Origin of the sequence: Cellvibrio sp. BR, from assembly GCF_000263355.1 — a bacterium.
Taxonomy (GTDB): domain Bacteria; phylum Pseudomonadota; class Gammaproteobacteria; order Pseudomonadales; family Cellvibrionaceae; genus Cellvibrio.
In genome coordinates this window covers 41,593-62,810 of sequence record NZ_JH668204.1, presented here as the reverse complement: position 1 = coordinate 62,810, position 21,218 = coordinate 41,593, and the positions used below count along the sequence as shown (strand labels likewise).

Below are 21,218 nucleotides of genomic sequence, written 5' to 3'. Positions count from 1 at the left end.
CACGGCCAGAGGTATATGAAAAAATGGTTTTTTATATTTATATCGCCAACAGAAAAAACACTGCTGGGTGTTATTAATCAGTCTATGAGCGAGAAATTTAATTCGCAAACTACATACGTATGCAAAAAATGAGGAATAAAAAAACGCAAATTGCATACGTATGCAAAAGCAAAAAACATGAAGAAAAGTAACACTTTGTGCGGGGCTCGACACTTGAGCATGGGGGTCTATCACAGCGCACCACCGCTGTGCACCAAGGCAACAGGGTGGCGAGCCATCGTAAATAGATTAATCAAAACAATGTTATTAAAAATAAATTGCCACTGATTCCAGTGGGGCTAATGTTAACGGTTTCGTTAAATCCACCTTCTTGCCACTAATAACATCTACTCCATTTTTGCGCCCTTGCAACAGGCGCCCAAAGCGGTTTAAGTCCAACGCAGAGGCCGTTTTATTTTTATTGATAACCACCATGACCTGCTCCTGTTCCTGCCCCTTCTCATAGCGGCGGAAATATACATAGTGACCATTTTCAGGAATGTAATGCGTGAGTGTTCCCTCTGCGATGGCGCGACTGGATTTACGCCAAGTAAGCAAGGTGCGCAAATAGTTTTGCACCTCGCGCTGATCCGCACTCAAACCTTGGGCACTAAAACCATTCACCTTGTCACCCGCCCAACCGCCGGGGAAATCAGCGCGCAACAAACCATCGTTACGCACGAGCGGGCTTTTGGTTAACACTTCAGTGCCGTAATAAAACTGGGGGATACCGCGTGTAGTTGCCGTGAACAATAACGATGTTTTTAATAATTGCAGATTTTCATGCAACAGCGAATAAATACGCGACATATCGTGATTATCCGGAAACAGCATTAACTTCATCGGGTCGGCATAGACAAAATCATTGGCGATCATTTCATAGAGCTTGATCAGCCCACTGCTAGCAGTTTCTTCCGCGTTTAACACTTCCGGCATTAAATACACCACCGGAAAATCCATTAATGTTGGCAAATGGGAGACATAACCGTCGCGATTAACCACTCCCTTTTGCCAGTAAGCCAAAATATGCGGATTGGAATTCATCTCCTCACCGACGATATTTAAATGGGGGTATTCATCCAATAAGGCCTTACTCCAACGCGCCAAAAATTCTTTGTCGGAATAAGCGTAAGTATCTTCGCGGACACCACTCAGATCGGCGTATTCAATCCACCAAATGGTATTTTGAATTAAATAGCGCGCGAGCAACGGATTGCGCTGGTTCATATCTGGCATGGATTCCACAAACCAACCATCGGTAAAGTGTTTGATATCCTCCGGCGCCGCATGAATATCCAGTACGGTGGTGTGTTGGTTGTTGGTGGGCACAAAGCCGGATTGAAAATTCAACCAATCCGCAGCAGGTAAATCCTGCATCCACCAGTGGCCGCTGCCAATATGGTTCAACACTATATCCTGAATAAAACCCACTCCTTTTTTACGGGCGGCCGCTACCAGGTTTTTATAATCCTCATTGGAACCCATACGCGGGTCCATCTGGTAAAGATTGGTAGGTGAATAACCATGGTAAGAATATTCCGCTTGGTTATTCTCAATCATCGGCGTCGGCCAAATCATGGTAAAACCCATACGCGCGATATAATCCAGATTGTTTTGAATCCCTTTCATATCACCACCGTGACGCCCAATCGGGCTGGTGCGATCCGCAACTTCCACCATCGATGAATGATTGTCGTTAGCGGGATTACCATTGGCAAAACGATCCGGGGTAATTAAATAAATAACATCTTTCGCAGAAAAACTATCACGCAGCGCAGAGTCAGTACGACGTTTTTGCAGTTCATAGGGAACCCGCAATTGCACACCAGATTTATCGCTAAACTGCAGCTCCAACTTGCCCGGCTTTGCATTAGTTGCGATATGCAGATTGATAAACAGATAATTTTTATTCGTGGTTCGCTCGACAGTTTTTAGTGTTACGCCAGAATAATTCACACTGGGATGTAACTCGGCAATTGCCTCTCCATGCACCATAATTTGTAATTCAGGATTATGCATCCCTACCCACCAATGCATGGGCTCTATATGTTTGAGATGATAGTTAGCGGGATTAGCATTGGCTAAACTGCTAATGGCAATACCGAAGCACAACAAAATAAAAAGAAAGGGAAAAATAAAAACAAAACGAACGGGAACAAACATAGACGATACAGTGGACTGACTCATAAAGACATCCTGGTGGTTGATTGGTTATTGTTATGCACGTGCGCGACGCAGAATACTTAACCAACCAATCACCACCAATCCACTACATACGTATTCAGGAAGAGGCTTTACAATTATTAAAACGAGCTTACATAACCTGTTGCTTCGCAACCAAATCATTCAATTGTTCGCGGTGCGAACTAAAGTTTAATGCACAGCGGCTAATAAAATTCTCAATATTTTCCATTTTATATTTATGAGCAACTTCATTGCCGACTGAAAGCTGATCCTGTGTTGGAAATAAGCCATACCCGGCAAGCAAACAATGCCATGAAGCAGATGGGTAATAACAACCAATTTTCTGTCGCTCAATTTCCTGAGTTAAATTCCCACCACCAACCCATACCTGTAGCAGTTCACGCAAGGAATCTGAAAGCGAATTGTTATTAGCATTGTCGCGCCAATATTGGGTGTCCATGCGTGAGTTCACCCGATAGTGACACACAATGTAGTCGCGCACTGCTTCAAAACGTTGGTTAATAGAACGATTAAAGTTCGCCTGCTCACGATCGGTAAAATCCCCCAACTCAATAGCTTCCGCAAACCCCAAGACTGTTTCCTGCACCAAATGCAATGCCGTTGCCTCCAGCGGCTCAATAAACCCTTGAGACAAGCCAACTGCCAAGCAGTTTTTAGCCCAATGATGCTGCAAACGCCCCACTTTCATTTTTAAATGTCGTACTGGGACATCTTTATCTAGCAAGTTCAATTTTTGTCGTAGTTCGGTCTCAGCCATATCAGCTGATAAATAATTCGAGCTGTAGACATAACCATTCCCAATACGATTAACAAGAGGAATATTCCACATCCAGCCGGCGTTTAATGCAGTAGCGGTGGTCTGTGGGGTTATATCCATAGCAGCAGCGGTAGGCATAACAACTGCCGAATCATTAAATAAATTACTAGAAAAGTTAATAAAAGGTACTTTTAACGCTTGTTGAATTAGCACACCAGCAAAACCGGAACAATCGATAAATAAATCCGCAGCGAGAGGCTGCTGATTCTCTGTCAACAAATGGCTTATATATCCTTGTGCATCCAGTTTTACTTCCGTTATTCGTGCATCTATGTGCGCCACTCCCAACTTCGCCGCGTGTTGTTTTAAAAACAACCCTACCAGCGAAGAGTCAAAATGATAACCATAGCCTAGCTGGAAAGGAAAATGGTGCGCAGGTTTTGGCCCTAACTGGTGTTTGGCAAGATAGGTCGCCAGGAAAAATTTATCCGGGTGAGCATAAACATCAGCGCCCTTGCGTCGCACAAAACAATTATAAAAAAAGGCAGGTGCCGAATAATCATCCGGCTGCGCAGGAAAAGGATGAAAGTAATTTTCAAACCCTGGTTTGGTTGACCAGTTGCAAAAGCGGATACCGGTCTTATAAGTTGCATTACAGGCTGGCATCCACTCTGCTTCGGCAATCTCCATATAATCAAAAAATGATTTTAACTGTGGTGTTGACCCTTCACCCACGCCAATAATACCGATATCACTAGACTCAACTAGCGCAATTTCTACGGAATATTTAGCCCAGCGCTTGGCAAGAATATTGGCAGCCATCCAACCGGCAGTACCACCACCCAAAATTACAATTTTTTTGATCATAAATTTCACATCAAAGAATGTATTAGTTTTTTGTTACAACTTCCAAAACCAACGAATCGTAAGCTGCCAATTCAAGTTCAACAGTGGCAACGTCTTCATTCACTGTTAGCGTTGAAAATTGTGAGCCGTGGGCCAGCTTGGCTGACAATTCATAGGCAGTTTCATTCAGCGCCCAGTCTTTTATGGTAGCGGCAGGTAATAATAATTTTACCAGTCCACTTTGTTCGCCTGAAAAATTGCTTATCACAATCCATTTCTGTGTTTGGGTTGCACGGGTAAATGCAAATAATTTATTGGTATAACCGCCTGCTGCTGAAATATTGTGGCTGTGTAACTCGCGATACTCCCCTTCGGCTACGGCGCTGTGATGCGATAAATTTAATAACTCACGATAAAATTCCCGCAGCGTTTTTTCGCTCGCAGTAGATTGCCCACCATCAAACTTCCCGCCATTCATATAGCGTTGATGTGCTGGCACACCGGCATAATCAAAAATCGTAGTACGCGACGGGTCGCCAAAACCGGAATCCAGCTCGCCAGCCTCACCTACTTCCTGCGCGAAATACAACATGGTCGGCGAGCGACTAATCAGCGTGGATACCACCATCGCCGGCTTGGCTTTTTCGGCGCTGCCCGCAAACTCGGGGCTGGCAATACGCTGTTCATCGTGGTTTTCCAAAAAGTGCAGCATGTGTTCTTCAATATCGCTCATGCCCGCTTGCACCTGCGCAATAACGTCGGTGCCGCTTTTACCTTGCATTACCGCTTTTAAGCCGTCATACATTTCCACTTTGTCATAGAGGTAATCCATTTTTCCCATGCGAATATAATTGCGATACTCGGCCGGGTTATACACTTCAGCCAACAAAAATGCCTGGGGATTTTTTTGTTTAATCGCGGAATTTAAATAACTCCAGAATTCGACTGGCACCATTTCGGCCATGTCGTAACGAAAACCATCTACCCCTTTTGCCAACCAATATTCCGCAATTTGGCGGAACTTAATCCATGAATCCGGCACATCCTTACCCTGCCAAAATTGGGCGTGGGCGAGTAAATCTTTTTGCGCATAGTCTGCGGGTAATTCAGGAAAATCTTTGGTGCCATCGGGGCGCACACCGTAATTGATTTTTACGGTTTCATACCAGTCATCAAATTTTGGTTGCGCCAAGCGCGAACCATTGCCGGTCCACTTCGCCGGTTTCTCATCAAACTGGCCATCACTTAGGGGATGTGCATCGCCACCCAGCGGCTGATAATTGCCTAGCGCTTCTGGCACACGGAAGTCTTCGCCTACCACGTAATAAAAATTATTGTCCCGTTGGTATTCCACACTCACATCATCGCGCGCACCAAAATTCTCTATGCCTTGCGGGTTGCTCAATGATTCATAGCGACGCGCGACATGGTTAGGCACTATGTCGATAATAACTCGCATGCCCTGCGCGTGAGTGCGGGCGATTAGCGCTTCAAATTCTTGCAAGCGTTTTGCTGGGTCAACAGCTAAATCCGGGTTAACGTTGTAATAATCCTTGACCGCATAAGGTGAACCGGCGCGACCCTTTACTACGTCAGGATCATCGTTGCTAATGCCGAAAGCGGTGTAGTCGCGAATGACGGCGTGATGCGGTACACCGGTGTACCACACGTGAGTAACACCCAACTCTTTAATCGATTTAAGCGCAGTCTCGTTGATATCATTAAATTTACCCACACCATTTTCTTCCAAAGTCCCCCAAGGTTTATTGGTGGTATTGGTATTGCCATAAAGGCGAGTAAATATTTGATACACCACCGGCTTGCCGTGCACTACTGGTGTGGGAGTTTGTTCCGCGCGATCAGTGGATTGATTGCAGGCTACCAAGCCAACAATACCGACACTCAAGGCGACCATTGCGGCGATGCCCATGGCGATTTTTTTAATATCGTTCATCACAAAAAAACCTCTCAAAAAAGGCTCGCCACTGAAGCGAACCCGAATCGACATTTTCAGCTAACTGAAAATTCGCGGACAAATCAAAACTCCAAAATCAATGAGCCTTTCGGAGCAACTTGTAAACTCTCACGCAAATTTACCTGCTTGCCAGTAAGGACATCGCGGGCGGTTTTTTTGCCGTCTACAAATTCTCTGTAAGCAAGAAAGTGGTGGGTTACGGAATGGGCATTCTTATTGAGGATCACCATTACCGCTTTTGCATCCAAATAACGAACATAAACATAAACACCCTGTTCAGGCGCATAATGACGCAATTTTCCGCGATGAATAACCTCAGAGTTTTTTCGCCAATTTAATAAGGTCTTGATAAATTTCTGCGCATCACGCTCTTCGGCGGATAATCCCTTACCGGTAAATGCATTTTTGCTATCACCTTTCCAACCACCAGGCATGTCAGCTCGCACAGCGCCATCATCACGCTCGCGTGGGCTGGTCATTAATACTTCCGAGCCGTAATAAAATTGTGGGATACCCCGCATAGTGGCCATGTAAACCATAGCTATTTTGAATAGATCTATATCTTCATCCAAGTAAGAATATAAGCGCGATGTGTCGTGGTTTTCAGGGAAGATCACCAGATTAAAGGGGTCTGGATAAATAAAATCATTCGCCAACATTTCATACAAGCGCACCCAACCCTTATCCCAAGATTCAGGTTCATGCAGCACTTCGCGTAGAGTTTCGTGAATGGGAAAATCCATCATGCTGGGAATATGGGGAACATGACCACTCGCATTCGCTTTACCGCGCTGCCAGTGCGCAACCACGGCGGGATTGGTGCTCCACTCCTCGCCCACAATATTAAAATTGGGATATTCATCCATAATGGTTTTTGCCCAGCGCGACAAAAACTCCTGATCAGCATAACCATAGGTGTCTTCACGAATCCCGCTCAACCCGGCGTATTCAATCCACCACAAACTATTTTGAATTAAATAATTGGCGAGTTGTGGATTGCGCTGATTTAAGTCAGGCATAGTTATAACAAACCAACCATCCACAAACCGACGTTTATCGCGTGGATCCGCATAGGGGTCTTGAATTGTGGTGCGGTTATGATTGGTGAATACTGGAATGTTTTGAAAATTTAACCAATCCTTTGCAGGCAGATCTTTCATCCACCAGTGGTTGGAGCCAATGTGGTTCAGCACTATATCCTGAATAACTCCAATACCTTTTTTCTGTGCCTTTTGTACAAAAGTTTTGAATTCTTCGTTAGTGCCGTAACGTGCATCGATTTGGTATAAATCCGTTGCGGCGTAACCATGGTAGGAATATTTTTCCATATTGTTTTCGGTGAGCGGGTTGGGCCAAATTTGGGTAAAACCCATCGCAGCGATGTAATCCAGATGTTTTTCCATCCCCGCAATATCACCTCCATGGCGCCCGCCTTTGTAGGCACGGTTAGGTTGCTCCAACATACCAGGCATAGCATCGTTGCCGGTATTGCCATTGGCAAAACGATCCGGCGTAATTAAATAGATGGCATCTTTGGGCGAAAACCCCTGACGTTGCGCAGAATTTTTTTCACGCGCCAATAATTGATAATCAACACGGCTGTGTATTTTCCCATCGCGCATAAATTCAATGGGGAATTTTCCCGGCTTTGTAGTTGCTGCTATATCGATAGTGACAAATAAATAATTCGGGCTATCGGATTTTTTTATATTGATAACATTTACGCCAGGGTAGTTCACGGCAGGGGTAGTTGCACCGAGATTATCGCCATGCACCAGTAATTCGACTTGATTGTATTTCATGCCAACCCACCAGTTGGCGGGTTCTATGCGTTTTAACCCGGCTCCCTGTGCCATTACTGGCAATACACAAAGGAGTGATATGAATAGGATGAGTTTTTTCATTTTATTTATCCTTTTTGTAACGATGCATGAAAAGGGTGAACCAAATAAAAAATCACCCACATGGAAGGCCATGTGGGTGATTCGTCAATACAAAGTCATTTGACCTTTACATCTTGTAGTTCACACCAAAGAAGTATTGACGACCGAAGTATTGAATAGAGCCAGTCTGAGCCTCTGATCCGAAATAGGTTTTGGAAGGTTCATCCGTCAAGTTATTGACCTGGAATACCAATTCAAGACCACTTTCAAATTCGTAAGAGGCTTGATAGTCAACAACTGATTCATCGGCATAGAAAACTTCCTGAGTTTCGACAGCGACCTGGTTCGCAACAAACGCTTCACGATAGCGATAGTTCAAACGAGTAGAGAATCCCTCATAATCATAGAACAATGTAGTACTTAGGTTGCTTGGAGAAAGACCGGGCATGCCAATGTCTTTTTCCTCACCACCAAGATTATTTATGCGTTCTACATCGCTTTCTGTATAAGAATAGCTGCTGCTTAGACCCAAGCCAGACCAAAGTCCAGGCAAGAAATCAAACGTCTGTGTATAACCCAACTCAATACCTTGGATGTAACCGCCTTTAGTATTGTTGTATGCAGTTTGATATTCACCACCTGGCTGCAATGGGTTGCCAGTATTAGGATTGATGTCCGGCACGTTAAAACCTAAGGCTTCGAAGTCAACGCCACGCAACGTAATTTGCTCAATAAAAGATTCGATGTCTTTACGGAACAACGCTACAACGATTGCGCCTTCGGTTTCAGAAAAATAATGTTCATAAGACAAGTCATATTGATTTGCATAAAACGGATCAAGCAAAGGACTGGTATTGCCCCACGCATTAAATCTGTCCTCACCATCAATCCACGAGCCTGCGCCTGATTTTAATTGGCTAACGGGTGGGCGAGACATTACTTTTGCCGCAGCAAAACGAATGTTATCTTGATCTGTAATTTGGAAATTCAAGTTCAAAGATGGTAAGTAATCAGTATATTTTTGACCCATTGTGTTGGTCACATAATCATTACTAACCACGCCGCGTTCGTCGGTAATAGGCTGACCAGCACCGGCACCAATTTGCAAATAACCATCGCTGGACTGATCCGACTCTACAACACGTACACCTAAATTACCGGTAACAGGTGTAGCGCCCAATTCAGTTGCAAAATTAGCCATTACGTAGGCGGCAAGTACGTCTTCAGTCACAGTGCCAGACTGAATCATAGTCCAGTTGTTTTCCCAGTTTGCAACCGGATTCCAATCGCGGCCACGTGCGGCCTCTACAGCTGCAACAGCGTCATCGAAGTCAATTGCGAAGAAGTTTGGCATACCTTTCAGGTCACCACCGAACTCAACAACTTTAACCATATCGTCAGTCAAAGCGATAGGGAATTGTGATGGATGATTGCCGAACTCAGAGCCGTAACCATCTTGCCCACGTGCACCAGTGTACTCACGCGAAGAGTTACGAATACCCGCTTCAACAGAAGTAATGAATGGTGTATCCATTTCGTACTTCACATCAATTTTCTGGGCATTGATTTCATTGTGAGTGATGAACGGCCACTGACCAACCTCAGTCAATGCAATTCGATTCAGATTAGTATAATCCTGACTAGCAAAGAAATCGGCGGGCTTTAAACCTTTGTTGATATAGGTGATCGATTCTGCCGAGCGCACTGGATTGGCAACGCTGGTATCGTTATATAACAACGCGCGAGTGCCGCCATTTTGGAAGTCGCCATCTGACTCAGAGAAAGAAACGTCAGCGTTGACAGTCCACTGATTGAGACGCCATTCAGCATTCAAACCATAAGACAACACTTCAGCTTCACGTGAGTCATTGTCGTTAACGGTAAACACTGCAAAATTGCTAGTGCCATCACCCGAGACAGTACCGCCAATCATATTGTTATCGACAATTACCGGGTTAGTGATAACTGTATTTTCAGAGTGCAACGTTTTTACACGGAAGCCACGAGCAAATGCTTCTGAGTCAGCTTTAGTATTAAATACATCGCCCTTCAATGTGAAGCTTTCATTAGGCTCCCAAACAACAGTCGCTAAATAACTATCACGCTGCTCTTCACCACCGCGCTGCTGCATTTCCATACCTTCACTAACAAATTCGTTGTCAGCATCGGCATCAATATTACGCTGGCCATTGTAATTCAAACCAATATATTGGTTTGCAACACTGGGAGCACTTAACTTGGCGTAACCAAGCGCAAAACCGATAGTTTCATCTGCAAACTTACCTTGATAAGAAGCGTTGAAACGATGGCCAAAATCAATCGCGTCTTCAACTTCAGAGGTGCGGCTATTTGAACTACCGCGTACACCCACATTAAATGAATGTTCTTTTGAGTTTTTGAGCGGGTTTACTGTAGTTAACTCAATCGAACCAGCCACACCACCTTCAATTAAGGACGCTTTTGGTGATTTGTATACTGCCGCTTGTGAAATCAATTCTGATGGATATACATCAAACTCAATTTTACGACCGGCAATTGGGCCGGTGCTGGTGCTGACTTGTTCGCGACCATTCATGGTTGCAAATACAAAATCACCACTCATCCCGCGAATATTTAACTCACTCGCTTGGCCACCAGTACGTACAGAAGTGACACCAGGCAAGCGGGAGAGAGAGTCGGCAATCGAAACATCGGGCAAGCCGCCAATATCGTCTGCTGAAATTGCTTCAATAACCGTATCGGAGCTGCGCTTTGCATCGAGGGCATTAAGCACGCTTTGACGGAAACCGGTTACTACTACCTCTTCAATGTCTTTTTCAGTAGCGTTGCTTTGTGAATTAGCACCTTGTTGTGCATAAACAACTTGTGAACCCGACACCAGCGCCATAGTGGCCGCCATCGCGAGTACGTGATTAAAGGTTTGTTTCTTCATGAATTCTCTCCGCGGAAAACTACTCTTATTTTTAAGATTGTGTGTAATAACAACAGCGTCCTTACGCTATACACGTAAAGCGATACAAACTTGTCGTTGCGGCGATAGTAGGCGCAGGGGGATGACACTCACAATAGAATGCATACGTATTCAAACCACCGCATACGTATGCATTCACATTCTTTATGAAACCTTTTTGCAGTTTTTGAATACAGCGTAAGGCGGTGATTAATTTTTAAGATAAAAAAAGAGGGCCGAAGCCCTCTGCATTGACCGAACACTGATGTTTGAAGAGCGTTTTAAAAGAAAACCGGAGCAGAATATTGGAATGAAAACCTTATTTCGCCAAGCGCGCGATCACCGTGCCATAGGCAGGCACTGGCAAACGTTCATATTGCCCGGCAAGCGTTGTACAACCGTGCCCTTCTATGGCGTTTAGTTGATACGCCGCATCTAAATGGATGAGATTTTCTTGTGCGGAAAAATTAAACGCACATAGCAAAGTGTCATCACCATAGCTGCGGGTAAATACCAAATAATTCACACCGTCAGCAATAAATTGGATATCACCCAAACGCAATGCAGGCTGGCCCTTGCGCCAATTCATAAATTGGCGGTACGCATTGAGAATAGAAGCCGGATCAGATTCTTGCAGGCTCACCGCTTGCTCTTTATGCGCCGAGGGAACCGGTAGCCAGGTTTTTACTTGCGAGAAACCAGCGTAGGTTTCTGTGTGATTCCAGGGCATAGGTGTGCGACAACCATCGCGACCTTTAAAGCGCGGCCAGAAGGTGATGCCGTAAGGATCTTGCAATTCGTGCTGTTGAATGGGCGCTTCAATTAAACCCAACTCTTCACCTTGATAACTGCACACGCTGCCGCGCAGTGAGAACAGCATGGCATTCAAGGTTTTTGCTAACTGCGGAGATTGTTCTTTTCCACCCCAGCGCGACATAAAACGTACCACGTCATGGTTGCCAATCGCCCAGCAGGGCCAACCTTCCGCTAAATTCTGCTCCAGGGTTTCTACGGTTTCGCGAATGTAAGAGCCGGATAAGGTATCCACCAACAATTCAAAACTGTAAGCCATGTGCAAGCGCGAATTACCGGCGGTGTATTCGGCCATGGTTTTGAGCGAATCTTCCGAGGCAATTTCACCCAGTGTAACAGTGCCTGGGTAGCGATCCATTAATGTGCGCAGCGATTCTAAAAACTGCAAATTTTCCGGGCGATCACAGTCGTATACGTGACGCTGAAAGGCATAGGGATTATCTTCGCGGAAACCACGACCACGGCGCTCTGCTTCCGGCTTGGCGGGGTTGCTGCGCAGCAGTTTATCGTGGAAACAAAAGATAATGGCATCCAGACGCAAGCCATCAACACCGCGCTTCAACCAAAATTCTACTTCCTGCAAAATTTGTTCGCGCACTGCATCGCAGTGGTAATTCAAATCGGGCTGGGTTTTTAAAAAGTTGTGCAAATAATATTGGCAGCGACGTGGCTCCCACTCCCAGGCAGAGCCGCCAAAAATAGCGAGCCAGTTATTGGGCGGTGTGCCATCGGGCAGTGGATCTGCCCACACATACCAATCGGCTTTGGGGTTATCGCGCGATTCGCGGCTTTCAGTAAACCAGGCGTGCTGATCCGAGGTGTGACTGAGTACCTGATCGATAATAATTTTGATGTTGCGCTCATGCGCCTTGGCAATTAATTCATCAAAGTCTGCAAGCGTACCGAAAATCGGATCTATATCGCGATAGTCAGAAATATCGTAACCAAAATCCTTCATGGGCGATTTGAAAAAGGGTGATACCCAAATCGCATCCACCCCCAAACTCGCAATGTAATCGAGCTTGCTGATAATGCCGGGAATATCACCAATGCCATCGTTATTGGCATCCATCAAACTGCGTGGGTATACCTGGTATACCACTGCACCGCGCCACCAGGGAGTTGTTGTCATTACAGAAGTCTCAGTTTTTATATTGATTTCACAAACACCCGTGAAGTGTTTGTATTGCGTGATATCAACATACGCCAGCACTGTTTTTTCGCCAAGTGACTACATACGTATGCAGATCGCTGTGATGATATTTATCGTTACAAAAACCATAGAATACGTATTCATAAACGCAACCAAACCCGTTGCGCTTCCGGATAAAACCGGCAGGCCACTTTTTTGCCCTGCGTTTTAACGCGCCTGAAAAATCTGGGCTAGTCTTTTCTGCATACGTATGCAAGGTGAATACGTATGCACCTGCTTGAGTTGAATCCTGCCAACACCTAATGTGACTTGGTTGTCATATCTGTTATGGCTGGTCGATCTTACAGCAAAGATCACCACACAAAATGACACCAATAAATAATAGTGATTTTGATACGAGGATTTTGTCATGAAAAAAAACCTACTCGCCCTGTTGGTGAGCGGCAGCCTATTACTGGGCGCCTGCTCCGATAACTCATCGACAACCTCCGCACCCGCTACCCAAACTGCGGTAGCGCCCGGTGCGCCCGGCAATGCCGCCGTGTGGGCTTATGCCGGCAAAACTGGTATTGGCACCTCCTATGAACAATACACCGACGGCGCCTACCAAGACACCGGCGCCAGCGGCACCATTTCCAAAGTGTGGTTTTCCATCGCCCAAGGCGTGTTGACCGAAACCATGTACGGCCTGATTCATCAAGCACAACTGCAAGAGCTGCAATTGCTGGTGAAAGGCGACGGCTTCCTCGACGAAGAAAAGAAAGACACCATTTCTACCATCGAATATTTAACAACGGATGCACAAGGGCGCCCGCAATCCCTTGCCTACAGAATTGTGAATCGCGATAAAGAAGGCAAATACGAAATTGAAAAACACATTTTCACCGACCCGGATTCACAAGCACTGATGATGCGTGTGGTTTTTCGCGCGCTAACTGCCGATGTGACACCTTATGTTTATGTAAATCCATCCATTGCTAATACCGGCAGCAATGACAGTGTGCGCTACGCCGATGGCGTGTGGGTCGCGACCGATGGCAATAGCAGCATGACGGTAAAAACCACTGCACCGGTTGCACAAAGCACCGTGGGTTTTGAAGGGGTATCTGACGGCATTGCCGACCTAAAACAAAACGGCAGCCTCACCCAGCTTTACACCAATACCGGTGACACACCCGGCAATGTGGCGCTGACATTGCAACTCGCCGAGGTTAAAAACGGCGCAAGTGCGCAGTGGGATTTGGTACTTGGGTTTGGCAAAAGCGGCAGTGAAAGTTCCGCTGCTGCCGAGCAAACATTGGGGAAGGGCTACGACAAAGTGCTCGCCCATTACAACGGCGATGGCGACGCCATCGGCTGGCAAGACTTTTTACAAACCCTGCCCGCACTGGAAAAACTTTCTGCCACGGCGACCGACGGCGGCAAGCTGGCCTACACCAGCGCCATGGTGTTAAAAGCGCAGGAAGACAAAACTCACGCCGGTGCGTTTATCGCCTCACTCTCCAACCCTTGGGGCGATACCAAATCGGCGGAGAAATCTGCCACCGGTTACAAGGCCGTATGGCCACGCGATTTTTATCAAGTGGCCATGGCGATGCTCGCCCTGGGTGACCGCGAGTCACCGCGTATCGCATTTGAATATCTGGAAAAAATCCAGGCGAGTGAAAAAATTGCCGGCTACAGCGGCATTCCTGGCTGGTTCCTGCAAAAAACCCATGTGGATGGCGAAGTGGAATGGGTGGGTGTCCAGCTGGATCAAACCGGCATGCCGCTCATGCTCGGCTGGCGTTTGTGGAAAGAAGGCATTTTTAGCGATGCGGAAATCGCCCAGTGGTACACCAAAATGCTCAAACCGGCGGCTGATTTCCTCGTGAGCGGCGGCCAGGTGAAAATCCTCTGGAACGATACCCTCATCAAACCACCTTATACCCAACAAGAGCGTTGGGAGGAGCAACAAGGTTATTCACCCTCAACCACCGCAGCGATTATCGCCGGGCTGGTGTCGGCGGCGGATATCGCCACCCAGGCAGGCGACAGCGCAGGTGCGGCCAAATACCTCGAAGCGGCCGACAAGTATTCCAGCGAGCTGGAGGCCAAAACCTTTACCACCAATGGCTCGCTCACCGGCGATTTGGGTAACGGCCAGTACTACCTGCGCATTAACGCCAACGAAGACCCCAATGATCGCTCGGCACTGGGCACCAGCAACGCACAGGTGATCAACGATGAATCGCAGGTGATCGATGGCGGCTTTCTGGAACTGGTGCGCTACGGTGTGCGCGCGGCAACGGACAAGCACGTACTGGAAACCATCCCCGAGTACGACAACCTGAACCTGCCAGACTTGCTGCGCACCAAATACGAATTCACCTTCCCCGGCGTGGAGGGCACATTCCCCGGCTGGCGCCGCTATGGCATTGACGGCTACGGCGAAGAGATCAGCGCAGGCAAAGGCTATGTGGAAGCCAATAACTCCAGTGATGGCCGTGGTCGCGTTTGGCCCTTCTTCACCGGTGAGCGTGGTCACTACGAGCTGGAACTGGCAAAAGCCAATGCTAGTGTCGATATAGACTCACTGCGCAACACCTATGTGAAAGCCATGGAGCTGTTTGCCAACGAAGGCATGATGTTGCCTGAGCAAGTGTGGGACGGTGTAGGCGGCAACGACACCTACAACTACCCGCTGGGCGAAGGTACCAATGGCGCAACCCCACTGGCCTGGACTCACGCTGAATACATCAAACTGCTGCGCAGCTACAGCGACGGCAAGGTGTGGGACAGAAACGATAGCACTGAAGCGCGCTACGTGAAGTAACGAGGCAAGTGCCACCAAGCCCGCGTACCGACCGGATCGGTACGCGGGCTTTGGTTAATAAGAATCGACAACTACACTCAACTAAACCAATAACAAAGGCAGTACACAATGAAACAGCCCACCCTTCCCTTTTGGCAGGTCTGGAACGTCAGTTTCGGCTTTCTGGGAGTTCAACTCGGTTTTGCGCTACAGAACGCCAACGTCAGCCGCGTGCTTTCGGATTTGGGGGCAGATTTACATTCACTCTCACTCTTCTGGCTTGCTGCGCCCATTATGGGTTTGTTGGTACAGCCGATTGTGGGTGCTGCGTCTGATCGCACCTGGAACCGTGTGGGCCGCCGTCGTCCTTATATTTTAGGCGGTGCGATTGCCGCCGCCGCTGGCATGTTATTGATGCCCAATGCCTCGCTCTTTGTCGCCTTTATCACCCCTATGCTATTTGGCGGTTTGATGTTGGCGCTGATGGACGGCGCCTTTAACGTCACCATGCAGCCCTTCCGCGCGCTGGTAGCAGATATGGTGCCCAATGAGCAGCGCACCCTCGGTTACTCCATTCAGGCACTGCTGATTAATATCGGCGCCGTGATCGGCTCCATCCTGCCGTTTGTGCTCACCAATGTGATCGGGCTGGAAAATACTGCCCCCAAGGGTGAAGTTGCCCCCACCGTCACCTGGGCCTTTTATATCGGTGCCAGCGCCTTGTTCCTCACGGTGCTTTGGACTGTTATCCGCACCAAGGAATACGCACCTGCAGAATACAATCGCTACAAAGGCCTGACCGCCGCCGTTGCGCCTGCGGTGAAACCTTCCCTGTTGAAACGCCTGGGGGATTTCTGGCAGCTGTTTATCCATATGCCCAAAACCATGCGCCAACTGGCGATAGTGCAGTTCTTTTCCTGGTTCTCCCTGTTCATTATGTGGGTCTATACCACCCCGGCAATCACCCAATATATTTGGGGCATAGACGCCAAATGGTTTGATTCGGATTACCTGCATTCACTGGAAACCATTCCCCCGGAAATCGCCGCCGCCAAAGGCGCTGCCGGTGACTGGGTAGGTATTATTTTCGCCGCTTACTCACTTTTTGCTGCATTGTTTTCTCTTGTGCTCACACGCATCGCCAATCGTTTTGGTCGCAAGCTGACCTACTCGCTCTCACTACTGGCGGGCGGCTTGGGTTATTTGAGTTTTGTGCTGTTTCAAAATGCAGAAATTGTGCATGTGGACTTATGGATCACCCAAGTGGATATTCCTCAAGGCGCGCTGGATTTATTAATTCCGATGATTGGCATCGGCATCGCATGGGCGGCAATTCTCGCCATGCCCTACGCGATTCTGGCCGGCTCACTGCCCGCCGATAAAACCGGTGTGTACATGGGCATTTTCAACTTCACCATCGCCGCGCCGCAAATTGTGTCCGGTTTGGTTGCGGGGCAAATTTTAAAATATGTATTCCACAACGAAGCGATTTATATCGTGATGCTGGCGGGTGTATTTATGATTCTCGGTGCGCTGTCGGTTTATTTTGTGCAGGACAACAATGCCGCAAACGACGCGGCCGCAGTTCCTCAGGGTCATTGATATTGAGCGACTAGGCAACAAAAAACTGAATAACAAGCAGAGCAATAAAAAACCCGCTGTAGTGAAAGCTGCAGCGGGTTTTTCTTGTTGGGACTAATCAGTTATCCATCAGAACCGTTATTTCTTAAATGGTTTTGCACCGCAGGAACTGCGCACCATTAATTTTGCCGGCAATAACATAGATTCCGGCCGCTCACCACTCACCAGCTTTAATAAATTCTCTACCAATAACTCACCCGCCAATTGCGTATCCTGCTGCACCGTGGTGAGTGCCGGATGGGTGTAGGCGGCCATGGGAATATCATCAAAACCCATAAGCGCAACATCCTGCGGCACATGCATGCCCGCTTCTTCCAATGCCGTCATGGCACCAATGGCAATCAAGTCGCTCGCACCAAATACCGCATCAAAGGGTACGCGACGCTGCAGTAAACTCATGGTCGCTTTGTAGCCTTCCGCTTCCGAGGTTTCAGCGGCGACTTGCAGTTTCGGATCTACCGCAATACCGGCTTCCTGCAACGCTTTACAAAAGCCGTGATAGCGGTCAGCAAATTCAGGGCTGTGCTCGGATACGTCGCCGAGAAAAGCGATATTTTTATGCCCGAGTGCAATTAAATGTTGGGCGGCATTATAGGCGCTGTTGAAATTATCGCAGCCAATGGAGACGCCGGGTTGCCCTTCAAGTACTGGCCCCCAAGTAATAAAATGCGCGCCGACTTCAGTGAGATAAGTCAGTTTTTTTACAAAGGTTTCGTAATCGCCATAACCCAAAAAGATAATGCCATCAGCGCGATTGGCATCCTCGTAATCTGCATGCCAGTCCTCACTAAATTGCTGGAAGGAAATCAATAAATCAAAGCCGCGGTTGGCCGATGCACGGGTAATACTGCCCACCATCGAGAGGAAAAAAGGGTTGATTAAGGAATTACCGGTGCCGTGGTGTTCGCACAATAACAAGGCGATAGTTTTGGTTTGTTGTGAGCGCAAACTGCTCGCGTTTTTATCCACTTTATAATTAAGTTCGCGTGCAATTTGCTGCACTTTCAACCGTGTCTCTTCATTGACCAACGGGCTATTGCGTAATGCGCGCGACACGGTCGACTGGGATACGCCCGCGCGGTAGGCAATATCAAAGGATGTGGGTTTATCGTCTTTCAACTGGGGTGCCCTCGCTGTGATTCCATTATTTGTTGTAATTGTTGTGGTGGACTTTCTTAGACGCTTAAGTTCGCATTGCGTTAGGGGGCTGATACTACAGCAACCCCCTTTTTACGTACAGCGGAGGGGAAAGGTGCACTAGGGGTGCAGGGCAATTTGGGCATATTTCAGCGTAGTCAGCTCGCGGTGCAGATTGCCGGGAAAATGGCGAAATACTTACACCATGCGACGACGCTGTATAAACAGCCCTAGCCCACCCAACATTAGCAATAGCACACTGCCGGGTTCGGGTACTTCATGGGTCGCAATGTGAAAATCGATCCAGTCGATAAAACTGCTGACTCGCGTTGAACCATAGGCATCGCCATAATCGACCAAACCGTTGTTGCTAAAATCGGTGATAAACGAATGCACACCCGCCAAATAAATTTGGCCATTTTCCTGAATAAAAACACCACCACCGGAATCACCTGGGGCAACCATGATCTCGAGCACTGTCGCCAGATCATCAAAATCCGCGCCGATAAAATCGAAAAAATTAAAAGATGGATCGGTTGGATGATCAAAGTCAGACCAAAGAATTTGGTCGCCATTGCCCTGCAATGACCAAATGTCGTCAACAATATTAGTACCTGCGCGGCGCTGATAATCGATACCTTCTATTCCCGTTTCACCGTTTCCGGTATAACCAAAACCGACACTGGCCGATGAATGCAAAAATTCATTGTTGCCGTTATAGAGTTGTGCAGGGGCCACATCAAAGTCCGTCTTGAAATGCATTAGGCCTATATCCCAACCATCGACAAGGCCATAATCACTAAAGTTTTCATGAGAGACCCAGGTATCTGCCTCGTAAAAACGCCAACCCGTTTCACCCGGCAAATAAAATTGCATCGCCTGCGCTTTATTGACGCAGTGCCCCGCAGTTAGCACCCAATTTTTATTGATTACCGTTCCGCTGCAAGAGTAGGGCGAGGCGCCGGTATCACCAAAAATTAAACCCACCCCATTAAAGGCAGGATCATTCGCAAAACCGGTATACCAGGAATCGGGGGTGTCGTGGCGGATAATGCCTGCAGAGACAGGCACGCTTAGTGCGGCAGCTAACAAACTTGTTATTAATTTCATCATTCCTTATTCCCTTGAAAATAGTTGTAGATATTGATGTTTCCTTTAAAGCGCCCGAAACCTATCGGGCGCGAAAATATATCCTGTTTAAAATTGATAATACAAGCATGGTAAAAAAATCATGCCGTAACAAAACACAGCAAAAAACATCAGCGCACATCATTTTCTATCATGCGCAGATAAAAATTACAGTGAGGGTTTAAAGTCAGCCATCTCAGTGGGCAGGATAGGGTTTTTCAAGGTGATCATTGTGCGCCGGTGCAAATTAACTGCAGTTAAATCGGCAGCAAAATAACGGTCAAAAATTTTATCCAATTCACCATTTTCACTGATGATTTTTAGCCCTTGGGTTACTCGCTCCGCAAGCGCTGTGTTGTCGGGATTGACATAAAACACCAGCGGAAATGGATAAAACACTAGCAGCGAAGATTCCACCATCAATTGGCCAGATTTAGCAGCGCGCTCCTTGAACACACTTGTAACTTCGTTTGCACCAAAGGTCACATAATCAAACTCTTTATTTTCCAAGCGAGTAAACAGCTCTTCAAAACTGCCCTTCTCTACTACCGGGTAGCCATTTTGGCGAAACAGTTCGGCGTCGGCCCAAGTGGCGGGAATACCCATCGTAAATTGCTGCAACTGCGCGGGAGTTTTAATCGCCGCAAACTTCTCTTTGTCTGCAGCACGAATAATTAAAATGCGATGCCCTAGTAATCCTTTCATCAGCGGCAGTGGAATTAAGATTTTCTCCTCATTGGCCAACTTGGTATTGCCTGCAACAGTGCCAAAAATATCGAAGCCTTTGCTGCGAAACACACTGGCTTCATCTTCCGCGCGCGGGTAATCCGTTAAATCTTCCACTAGCGCCCAATCACCCGTCTTTTTACTGCTCGCCTTCAACGCTAATTCCAATACTTCGCGCTCATATTGCTGGCGCGATGCTGTTTTATTGCCGTTCCACAGCTTGATGGTTGCGTCAGCGGCAACTCCGGCAGACGCCGCCTGTGGGCTTGCGGCAACCGCGAGTGAAATCCCCAAGCAGCTCACCAATAACCCGCGTGTGAAGTGGCGCCAAGTGAAAAAAGCTAACGCAAAAGTTGCCGATAAAAATGTGTTTGTTGTCATTAAGAAAGCCTCTGTTATTTTTAATTATTTACCTGTCGCAAACGAATCAACAGGCCAGATACAAAACAGGGCGCACTTGAAGCAAGTGCGCCCTGTTGAAGCCTAACAAAACATCGCTGTTTTATCAGAAGGGAATATCGTCATCAAATGAGTCAAAACCCGCCGGTTGCGGCGGTACGTTTTGTTGTGGTGCAGGGCGATTCGCGGGCTGGCCGAAACCACCTTGATTGCCACCGCCCTGATTATTGGCTGCCGGTTTAGCTGCAGCTTGGTTATAGGCATTTTGTGCAGGCGCATTGCTGTGCTGTTGGTTATTGTACTGAGGAGTCTGATCAAACCCGCCCGCGCCCATATTGTTGCCCATACCTGCGCCGTCACCGCGACCGTCCAGCATTTGCATTTCGCTCGCCACAATCTCGGTGGTGTAGCGATCAGTGCCGTCTTGCGCCTGCCATTTACGCGTGCGCAGTGCACCTTCGATATATACCTTTGAGCCTTTTTTCAGATACTCGCCCGCGATTTCACCCAGGCGATTAAAAAATACAACGCGATGCCACTCGGTGCGCTCTTGCGGTTGACCAGTGTTTTTGTCTTTCCAGGTTTCGGAGGTAGCTACGCTGACGTTAGTCACAGCACCGCCAGAAGGCATGTATTTTACTTCCGGGTCTTGCCCGATATTGCCGATCAAAATTACTTTGTTAATCCCGCGAGCCATGCTGCATTCCTCTTGATTGTCCGAGTATCCGCCTTCTGTTTTTATGCAAGGGCGGCATTCAGGTTGATGAGTTAT

General features: G+C 47.4%; 12 protein-coding genes. 2 read left to right on the top strand and 10 right to left on the bottom strand.

From position 1 onward, the window contains the following. Positions 1–306 precede the first annotated feature (306 nt). From O59_RS16110 to O59_RS16085, 6 genes are all read right to left on the bottom strand, one after another. Positions 307–2,226: a glycoside hydrolase family 13 protein gene (locus O59_RS16110; RefSeq protein WP_232283103.1), complete on the bottom strand. Its 1,920-nt coding sequence runs from the start codon at positions 2,224–2,226 to the stop codon at positions 307–309. A gap of 127 nt (positions 2,227–2,353) precedes the next feature. Beyond that, positions 2,354–3,868 (bottom strand): tryptophan halogenase family protein, encoded by a 1,515-nt coding sequence (locus O59_RS16105; RefSeq protein WP_040393188.1) that lies wholly within the window; start codon positions 3,866–3,868, stop codon positions 2,354–2,356. A gap of 22 nt (positions 3,869–3,890) precedes the next feature. Next, positions 3,891–5,801 (bottom strand): alpha-amylase family protein, encoded by a 1,911-nt coding sequence (locus O59_RS16100; RefSeq protein WP_050977093.1) that lies wholly within the window; start codon positions 5,799–5,801, stop codon positions 3,891–3,893. A gap of 83 nt (positions 5,802–5,884) precedes the next feature. Continuing rightward, positions 5,885–7,726: a glycoside hydrolase family 13 protein gene (locus tag O59_RS16095; RefSeq protein ID WP_040393185.1), complete on the bottom strand. Its 1,842-nt coding sequence runs from the start codon at positions 7,724–7,726 to the stop codon at positions 5,885–5,887. A 106-nt stretch (positions 7,727–7,832) separates the two neighbouring features. Beyond that, complete coding sequence (locus O59_RS16090; protein ID WP_007644514.1) at positions 7,833–10,637, bottom strand: TonB-dependent receptor; 2,805 nt, start codon at positions 10,635–10,637, stop codon at positions 7,833–7,835. Positions 10,638–10,974: 337 nt separating this feature from the next. Beyond that, a complete protein-coding gene (locus tag O59_RS16085) occupies positions 10,975–12,600 on the bottom strand; it encodes an alpha-glucosidase family protein (RefSeq protein WP_040393182.1) in 1,626 nt (541 codons plus the stop codon). 430 nt (positions 12,601–13,030) lie between these two features. Between O59_RS16085 and O59_RS16080 the strand changes: the two genes are divergently transcribed. After that, positions 13,031–15,436, top strand: coding sequence for a glucan 1,4-alpha-glucosidase (locus O59_RS16080; protein WP_007644511.1), 2,406 nt, complete (start codon positions 13,031–13,033; stop codon positions 15,434–15,436). A 108-nt stretch (positions 15,437–15,544) separates the two neighbouring features. After that, positions 15,545–17,017 (top strand): MFS transporter, encoded by a 1,473-nt coding sequence (locus tag O59_RS16075; RefSeq protein ID WP_007644510.1) that lies wholly within the window; start codon positions 15,545–15,547, stop codon positions 17,015–17,017. Between the two features lie 117 nt (positions 17,018–17,134). Here the strand turns inward: O59_RS16075 and O59_RS16070 are convergent, their stop codons facing one another. From O59_RS16070 to ssb, 4 genes are all read right to left on the bottom strand, one after another. Next, a complete protein-coding gene (locus tag O59_RS16070; protein ID WP_007644508.1) occupies positions 17,135–18,175 on the bottom strand; it encodes a LacI family DNA-binding transcriptional regulator in 1,041 nt (346 codons plus the stop codon). 216 nt (positions 18,176–18,391) lie between these two features. Beyond that, complete coding sequence (locus tag O59_RS16065) at positions 18,392–19,306, bottom strand: S1 family peptidase (RefSeq protein ID WP_007644507.1); 915 nt, start codon at positions 19,304–19,306, stop codon at positions 18,392–18,394. Between the two features lie 183 nt (positions 19,307–19,489). Further along, on the bottom strand, positions 19,490–20,428 hold the full coding sequence (locus O59_RS16060; RefSeq protein ID WP_081489723.1) for an ABC transporter substrate-binding protein: 939 nt from the start codon (positions 20,426–20,428) through the stop codon (positions 19,490–19,492). Between the two features lie 124 nt (positions 20,429–20,552). Continuing rightward, positions 20,553–21,143 carry a single-stranded DNA-binding protein gene (gene ssb / locus O59_RS16055; protein WP_007644503.1) on the bottom strand — a complete coding sequence of 197 codons (591 nt, stop codon included), beginning with the start codon at positions 21,141–21,143 and terminating at the stop codon, positions 20,553–20,555. Positions 21,144–21,218 lie beyond the last annotated feature (75 nt).